This window comes from Mycobacterium sp. (genome assembly GCF_049683935.1).
In the GTDB taxonomy this organism is placed as follows: domain Bacteria; phylum Actinomycetota; class Actinomycetes; order Mycobacteriales; family Mycobacteriaceae; genus Mycobacterium.
Genome location: NZ_JBAUJR010000268.1, coordinates 1 through 8,441, shown reverse-complemented (window position 1 = coordinate 8,441; position 8,441 = coordinate 1). Strand labels below are relative to the sequence as shown.

The window sequence follows — 8,441 nt, the reverse complement described above, 5'->3', positions numbered from 1 at the left end:
GTGAGGGGTACTGCGATCTGAGCGCAGACTAGAACCCACGGGTGCTGGTGAAGAGTTGCGCGACGCCGGTCAGCGGGTCATCGAACTCCAAGCGGTGCGCAACGAGTCTCAGCGGCGCCGAGAAATCGTCGGCAGCCACGTCGATCACTTCCGGGTACCACGGATCCCCCGTGATCGGCAGTCCCACCGATGCCATGTGCACCCGCAACTGGTGGGTACGCCCGGTGCGCGGGGTCAGCAGGTAGTCGCCATCGCCGCGGTGCACGATGCGGGTCTCGGCGTTCGGCTCGCCCGGTTCCTCGACCGCCTGCAGGCTGCCCCGCCGTTTGACGATCCGACTGCGCAGCGTCATCGGGAACAGCAGATCCGGGTCGACGAGCGCCTGCGCCAGATACGTCTTCCGCGCCAGACCCTTCGCGAACATGGTCTGATACGCGCCGCGCACCTCCCTGCGCACGGTGAACAGCAGTACGCCCGCGGTCAGCCGGTCCAGGCGATGCGCGGGCGCCAGATCCGGTAGCTCCAGGTCGCGCCGCAACCGCACCAGCGCCGTCTGGGCGACGTGACGGCCGCGTGGCATCGTCGCCAGGAAGTGCGGTTTGTCGACGACGAGGATGTTCTCGTCGCGGTGCAGGATCGGGATGTCGAACGGGACTGTCACCTCGTCGGGCAGATCGCGGTAGAGATAGACGACCGAATTGGGTTGCAGCACAGTCGCCGCGGTCACGACGCCACCGTCGGCGGTCAGCACCTCGCCGTTGAGCACCTTGGCTGCGGCGCCGTCGCCGAAGCGGTCCGCCAACTCCACGAGCACCGCGCCGCCCCGCAGCCTGACCCGCGCCGGCCCGAGTCCGTCACGCACGGGAAGCGGCGCGGGACGCCTCAAGTGAGAGGTACCGGCTCGAGGATCTCCGCACGCGCCTCCGGCGCCGCCACGCGCAGCGCGTCGGCGGATTCGTCGTCCGGTTGCTGCTGGGACCGCACTTCGGCGTCGACGCGCGCGATGTACGTCGCGACCTCGCGGTCGATGTCTTCGGCACTCCAACCCAGAATGGGCGCAACAACTTCGGCGACCTCGCGGGCACAGTCGACACCGCGGTGCGGGTACTCGATGGAGATCCGCATCCGCCGCGCCAGGATGTCCTCGAGGTGCAGCGCCCCTTCGGCCGCTGCGGCATATGCGGCTTCGACCTTCAGGTACACCGGCGCCTCGGTGATCGGTCCCAGAAGATCCGGGTTGTCCTCACCGAGCGCGAGCACCTCACCGATGAGCGAGCCGTACCGGTCGAGCAGATGCCGGACGCGATACGGATGCAGGTTGTAATGCGTTCCGACACTCTGGGTTTGATTGACCAGCGCGAAGTAGCCATCGGCGCCCATGAGCGGCACCTTCTCGGTGATCGACGGCGCCACCCGCGTCGGCACGAACTCCGCCGCGGCGTCGATCGCGTCCTCGGCCATCACCCGGTAGGTGGTGTACTTGCCGCCGGCGATCGCGACCAGTCCGGGCGAGGGCACCGCGACGGCGTGCTCGCGAGACAGCTTCGAGGTCGACTCGCTCTCGCCGGCCAGCAGTGGCCGCAGCCCGGCGTACACCCCGTCGATGTCGTCGTGGGTCAACGGGGTGGCCAGCACCGTGTTGACGGTCTTGAGGATGTAGTCGATATCGGCCTTGGTGGCAGCAGGATGCGCGAGGTCGAGGTTCCAGTCGGTGTCGGTGGTGCCGATGATCCAGTGCGTGCCCCACGGGATGACGAACAGCACCGACTTCTCGGTACGCAGGATGATCGCGACCTCGCTGACAACCCGGTCGCGCGGCACCACGATGTGCACACCCTTGGACGCGCGCACCCGAAAACGCCCGCGCTCCTTGGACAGTGCCTGGATCTCGTCGGTCCACACCCCGGTTGCGTTGACCACGACATGTCCGCGCACTTCGGTGGTCGCGCCGTCCTCAGAATCACGGACCTGGACCCCGGTGACCCGGTCGCCCTCCCGCAACAGTGCCACCACCTGGGTGGACGTGCGGACCACCGCCCCGTAGTGAGCCGCGGTGCGCGCCACCATCATGGTGTGCCTGGCATCGTCGACGACGGTGTCGAAGTAGCGGATTCCGCCGATGAGCGACGAGCGCTTGAGCCCCGGCGACAGCCGCAGCGCCCCGGAGCGGGAGTAATGCTTTTGCGCCGGAACGGATTTCGAACCACCCAGCTGGTCGTAGAGCATGATGCCCGCCGCGATGTACGGTCGCTCCCACCACCGCTTGGTCAACGGGAACAGGAACGGCAACGGCTTGACCAGGTGCGGCGCCAGCGTCGTCAACGACAGCTCACGCTCGTGCAGCGCCTCGCGCACCAGACCGAACTCCAGTTGCTCCAGATAGCGCAGGCCGCCGTGGAACATCTTGCTGCTGCGACTGGAGGTCCCCGACGCGAAGTCGCGGGCCTCCACCAGCGCGACCTTGAGGCCGCGCGTCGCCGCGTCCAGAGCGGCGCCCGCACCGACGACGCCACCACCGACCACGACCACGTCGAACTGCTCGCTGCCCAGCCGATCCCAGGCACGCGCCCGTTGCTCGGCGCCAAGAAATGTCTGCCCGTTGCCCGGTCCTGGGATCGGCTCTGCCACGTTGACCGACTCCTCGTTACTTGTCAGTACGGTTGTCGGTTCCCAGGCTACGTGGCTCAGTCGAGATCGTCGTGCGTCATCAGTCGGCGCGCTGCCTCCACGATCGAACCCGACAGCGACGGATACACCGACAGCGTCTGCGCCAGGTCGGTCACCGAGATCCGGTTCTGCACCGCCAGCGCGAGCGGCAGGATCAGCTCCGAGGCGATCGGCGCCACCACCACGCCGCCGATCACCACGCCCGTCGCCGGCCTGCAGAAGATCTTCACGAAACCATGCCTGAGCAGCGACATCTTCGCCCGCGCATTGGTGTTCAGTGGCAGCACAATGGTCCGGGCAGGCACGCTGCCGTCGTCGATCGCCGACTGCGGGATGCCCACCGCGGCGATCTCGGGACGGGTGAACGTCGCCGACGCGACGGTGCGCAGCCGGATCGGCGACACCCCCTCACCCAGCGCGTGGTACATCGCGATGCGGCCCTGCATGGCGGCGACCGAGGCCAGCGGCAGCAGGCCGGTGCAGTCGCCTGCGGCGTAGATTCCCGCGGCCGGGGTGCGCGACACCCGGTCGACGGGGATGTAGCCACCGGGCTTGAGCTCGACGCCGACCCGCTCGAGGCCCAGGCCGCTGGTGTTGGGCACCGATCCGACCGTCATCAACGCGTGGCTGCCCTCCACCGTGCGGCCGTCGGCGATCTTCACCACCACGCCCTTGTCGGTGCGGGTCACCGAGTCGGCGCGGGCGTTCTTGACGAGCGTGACACCACGCTCGGCGAACACCTCCTCGAGCACCGCGGCGGCGTCGGAGTCCTCGTGCGGCAGGATCTGGTCCCGACTGGCCACCACCGTCACCGTCACCCCGAGCTCGGTATAGGCGTTGCAGAACTCCGCGCCCGTCACCCCCGAGCCGACGATGATCAGGTGCTCGGGCAGCTCGGTCAGCTCGTAGAGCTGGCGCCAGGTCAGGATGCGCTCGCCGTCGGGCTCCGCGTTCGGCAGCACCCGGGGGCGCGCGCCGGTCGCGATCAGCACCACGTCGGCCTTGAGGACGCCGACCTTGCCGTCGGGGGTGGTGACCTTCACCCGGTGGTGGGCCATGCCCTCGGTGTCGTCGACGAGCTCACCGCGCCCGCCGATGATCGTCACCCCGTGATTGATCAGCTGGGTGCCGATGTCTGCCGACTGCGAGGCGGCCAGCGTCTTGACCCGGTTGTTGATCTGCACCAGCGAGATCGTGGCGTCGTCGATGCCGATGTCGTAGCCGAGCGGCTCGGCCCGTCGCAGCTCGGTGCGCACGCCGGTGGCGGCGATCAACGTCTTCGACGGCACACAGTCGTAGAGCACGCAGGCTCCACCGAGTCCGTCGGAGTCGACGAGCGTCACCTGGGTGACGTCGCGTCCCCTGGCGGCAGCCACCAGTGCCGCCTCATACCCTGCCGGCCCGCCGCCGATGACCACGATGCGCGTTACCACCGCTTCAACCTAGGACACCTGGGTCGCAGACGTCACAGAAGGCGGGACGCTCCGGATGTCAGCCAGCTGAACACGATGCGTCTAAGCTCTTGCGCGTGCCGATCTACGCCGCCTACGGATCGAATATGCATCCCGAGCAGATGCTGCAGCGGGCGCCGCACTCCCCGATGGCGGGGACGGGTTGGTTGCACGGCTGGCGTCTGACGTTCGGCGGGGCAGACATCGGCTGGGAGGGCGCGCTGGCCACCGTCGTCGAGGATCCGACCTCCAAGGTGTTCGTCGTGCTCTACGACATGACCAGGGAGGACGAGGACAGCCTCGACCGCTGGGAGGGATCCGAGCTCGGCTTCCACAAGAAGATCAGGTGCCGGGTGGAGCGGCTGACGTCGGACACCGACACCGACCCGGTGCTCGCATGGCTGTACGTGGTGGACGCCTGGGAGGGCGGGATCCCGTCGGCGCGCTACCTGGGCGTGATGGCCGAAGCCGCCGAGATCGCCGGTGCCCCAGCAGAATACGTACATGACCTGCGCACCCGACCGGCGAGCAACATCGGCCCGGGCACGTAGCTTACGGCGTGTCGGTGTGCAGACCCGCGCGCTCGCGGGACGGAGGCGACGGCCAGGGCACCGGCACCGGGCGCACCCGGATCCGCTGCGGCCACCAGAACCAGCGGCCCATCAGCGCCGCGATCGACGGCGTCATGAAGGACCGGATCACCAGCGTGTCGAAGATCAGCCCCATGCCGATGGTCGTGCCGACCTGACCGATGATGGTCAGATCGCTGATCGCCATCGTCATCATGGTCAGCGCAAAGACCATCCCCGCCGCCGTGACCACCGAACCACTGCCACCCATGGTGCGGATCAGGCCGGTGTGCAGGCCCGCATGGACTTCCTCTTTGAGCCGCGACACCACCAGCAGGTTGTAGTCCGCGCCGACCGCCAGCAGGATGATCACCGCCATCGGCAGCACCATCCAGTGCAATTCGATGCCGATCAGGTGCTGCCAGACGAGCACCGAGAGCCCGAACGACGCGCCGAGTGACAGCACCACCGTCCCGACGATCACCGCGGCGGCCACGATCGCCCGCGTCAGGATCAGCATGATGATGAAAATCAGCCCGATAGCGGCGATTCCGGCGATCAGCAGGTCGTACTGGGTGCCGTCGGCCATGTCCTTGAACGTGGCCGCGGTGCCGCCCAGGTAGATCCGCGCGCCCTCCAGCGGGGTGCCCTTGACGGCTTCCTTGGCCGCGGTCTTGATCGCATCGATCTTCTCGACGCCGGCCGGAGACAGCGGATCACCCTCGTGAGCGATGATGAACCGCACCGCTTTACCGTTGGGTGAGATGAACTGCTCCATGCCGCGCTGGAAATCCGCGTTGTCGAAGGCTTCCGGCGGCAGATAGAACGTGTCGTCGTTGCGGGCCGCGTTGAACGCGTCGCCCATCGCGGTGGAATCCTCCTGCATCGCCGCGCCCTGCTCCAGCTGCCCGTTCTGGGTCTGGTACATGGTCAGCATCATGTCGCGCTGTGACTCCATCGATTCGATCTGCGACGGCATCAGCGCGATCAACTCGGGCATCAGCAGGGACAGCCGCTCCAGGGTGGGCACCAACTCCTGCACGTTGTCGGTCAACAGGTTCGTGCCGTCGATGACGTCGAAGATCGACCGCACCGACCAGCACACCGGGATGTTGTAGCAGTGCGGCTCCCAGTAGAAGTAGTTCCGGATGGGCCGCAGGAAATCGTCGAAGTCGGAGATGTGGTCGCGCAGTTGGGCGACGTCGGCGGCCATGGTCTTGGTCTTGGCCACCATGCTCGTGGTCACCTCGGACAACTGACCCATGAGCGACTGCATCTTGGTCATCGTGTTGATGGTGTCCTGCAGCGAATCGGCCTGGACGAGCATGTCGTCCATGCGGTCGAGCATGTACTTCTCGTTGAGCTGCTGGGTACCGCCCTGCCGACTCATGATGTACGGGATCGAGGTGCTCTCGATCGGCGTGCCGTCCGGGCGGGTGATCGTCTGCACCCGCCCGATGCCCTCCACGCCGAAGATCGCCTTGGCGATCTTCTCGATGACGATGAAGTCGGCCGAGTTGCGCAGATCGTGGTCCGTTTCGACCATCAACATCTCGGGGTTGAGCCTGGCCGGTGAGAAGTGCCGCTCGGCGGCGGCGTACCCCACGTTGGACTCGATGTCGTCGGGCAGGTAGTTCCGGTCGTTATAGCTGGTCTGGTACCCGGGCAGGGCCAGCAGTCCGACGAGGGCCGCGGCGACGCTGGCGACCAGGACCGCACCCGGCCAGCGGACCGTGGCCGCGCCGATCTTGCGCCAGCCCCGCACGCGCATGGCGCGCTTGGGTTCCAGCAGCCCGAACCGGCTCGCGACGGTCACCACCGCCGGCCCGAACGTCATCGCCACCATGATCAGCACCAACATGCCCAGCGCCAGCGGCACCCCGAGGGTCTGGAAGTACGGCAGCCGGGTGAAGCTCAGGCAGTACGTCGCACCGGCGATGGTCAGACCGGAGCCGACGATCACGTGCGCGGTGCCGCCGAACATCGTGTAGTACGCCGATTCCGGCGTCTCGCCCTTACCGCGGGCTTCCTGGTAGCGGCCGATGAGGAAGATCGCGTAGTCGACGGCGATCGCGATGGCCAGCGTGACCAGCAGGCTGGTCGCGAACGTGGACAGGCCGATGATGTCGTGGAAGCCCAGGAATGCCACCGCGCCGCGCACGGTCATCAGGCTCAGCCCGACCATCACGAGGATCAGCAGCGTCGTGACGATGGACCGGAAGAACAGCACCAACATGATGGTGATGACGAGGAACGTCAGCGCCTCGACCAACCGCATGCTCTCGTGGCCGGCGTTCTCCTGTTCGGCGGCCAGCGCCGAGGCGCCGGTGACGTAGGCGCTCACACCGTCCGGTGGCTGGCTGCTCTCCACCAGCTCCTGGACGGCGGCCACCGACTGGTTGGCCAGCGCCTCGCCCTGATCGCCGGCGAGATACACCTGGAAGTAGGTGGCCTTGCCGTCGGAGCTCTGCGCGCCCGAGGCGGTCAGCGGGTCGCTCCAGAGGTCCTGCACGTGTTCGACGTGGGTGGTGTCGGCTTCGAGCGCAGCGATCAGGTCGGCGTAGTAGGCGCGGGTGTCGTCGCCGAGGGTGTCCTCGCCCTCGAGCACGATCATCACTGAGCTGTTGGATTCGTACTCCTCGAAGACCTGACCGATGCGCTGCATCGAGATCACCGCAGGCGCGTCCTCGGGGCTCATCGACACCGACCGCAGCTTGCCGACATCTTCGAGCTGCGGGACCGAGACGTTGAGGAAGGCGGCGATGCCGACCCAGATCAGGATGATCGGAATCGACGCGAGACGCAGGAACCGGGCGATGCCGTAGAAGTGCGGCTTCTGCCCTTGCACCGTACGACTCCTCCAGGTTCAGCCGAAAGTCGTTATGGCACTTCCGCGTTCGACGGGAATTCTCCGATATGCAAAGCTAGGCTAACGATTGGCGGAGCACTTGGCAAGCCGTGCGGCTACCGAGTGGGCTGCGTCCCGACCGGGCAGCGGTGTGACCTGGGACACAATCAGTGGTCACGGGATCGCGTGCTCGATGAGGTTGACCAGCAGCCGCACCCCGACGCCGAGCGCCCGCTCGTCGAGGTCGAACGTCGGCTGGTGCAGGTCCAGCTGCGGACCCTGACCGCTCCACACCCCCAGCCGTGCCATGGCCCCCGGCACCTCTTCGAGGTACCAGGAGAAGTCCTCCCCGCCGCCGGACTGATGGGTGTCGGCCAGCACGTCGGGGCCGATCGCCTCGATCGCGTGGGTGAGGATGCGGGTGGACACCTCTTCGTTCACCACCGGCGGCACCCCGCGGCGGTACAGCACCGAATGCTCGATGCCCAGAGGTGCCAACAGGCCCGAAACCGTCTCCCGGACAATGGCTTCCATGGCCACCCAGGTCTCGCGACTGGCCGTGCGGATGGTCCCCGCCAGCGTGCCGGTCTGCGGGATCGCGTTGGCGGCCACCCCGGCGTTGACCGCGCCCCACACCATCACGGTGCTGTGGCGTGGGTCGATGCGCCGCGACAGCACCCCCGGCAGGCCGGTGATCAGCGTGCCCATTCCGTAGATCAGGTCGCTGGTCAGGTGCGGACGCGAGGTGTGCCCGCCCGGCGAGTGCAGCGTCACCTCGATCTGGTCGGCGGCCGACGTGATCGGCCCCGGACGCACCGCGACCCTGCCGACCGCCAGCCGCGGGTCGCAGTGCAACGCGTAGATCCGGGACACCCCGGTCAGCGCCCCGGCGGCGATCGCATCGAT

General features: G+C 67.5%; 6 protein-coding genes. 1 reads left to right on the top strand and 5 read right to left on the bottom strand.

Annotated elements, in window-relative coordinates:
• Positions 1 to 28: 28 nt before the first annotated feature.
• From WA965_RS15720 to WA965_RS15710, 3 genes are read right to left on the bottom strand one after another with little or no spacing between them, the layout of a single operon-like run.
• A complete protein-coding gene (locus WA965_RS15720) occupies positions 29 to 862 on the bottom strand; it encodes a pseudouridine synthase (protein ID WP_526294421.1) in 834 nt (277 codons plus the stop codon).
• A gap of 20 nt (positions 863 to 882) precedes the next feature.
• On the bottom strand, positions 883 to 2,628 hold the full coding sequence (locus WA965_RS15715; protein WP_526294420.1) for a glycerol-3-phosphate dehydrogenase/oxidase: 1,746 nt from the start codon (positions 2,626 to 2,628) through the stop codon (positions 883 to 885).
• 56 nt (positions 2,629 to 2,684) lie between these two features.
• Positions 2,685 to 4,100: an NAD(P)H-quinone dehydrogenase gene (locus tag WA965_RS15710; RefSeq protein ID WP_526447763.1), complete on the bottom strand. Its 1,416-nt coding sequence runs from the start codon at positions 4,098 to 4,100 to the stop codon at positions 2,685 to 2,687.
• 95 nt (positions 4,101 to 4,195) lie between these two features.
• On the opposite strand from WA965_RS15710, the gene WA965_RS15705 reads away from it, so the two are divergent.
• Positions 4,196 to 4,669, top strand: a complete 474-nt coding sequence (locus WA965_RS15705; RefSeq protein WP_526294418.1) for a gamma-glutamylcyclotransferase family protein — start codon at positions 4,196 to 4,198, stop codon at positions 4,667 to 4,669.
• 1 nt (position 4,670) lies between these two features.
• Here the strand turns inward: WA965_RS15705 and WA965_RS15700 are convergent, their stop codons facing one another.
• Both WA965_RS15700 and WA965_RS15695 read right to left on the bottom strand, forming a co-directional pair.
• A complete protein-coding gene (locus WA965_RS15700; RefSeq protein ID WP_526294417.1) occupies positions 4,671 to 7,535 on the bottom strand; it encodes an MMPL/RND family transporter in 2,865 nt (954 codons plus the stop codon).
• A gap of 174 nt (positions 7,536 to 7,709) precedes the next feature.
• On the bottom strand, positions 7,710 to 8,441 hold a 732-nt coding region (locus WA965_RS15695), incomplete at its 5' end, for an amidohydrolase (protein ID WP_526447761.1).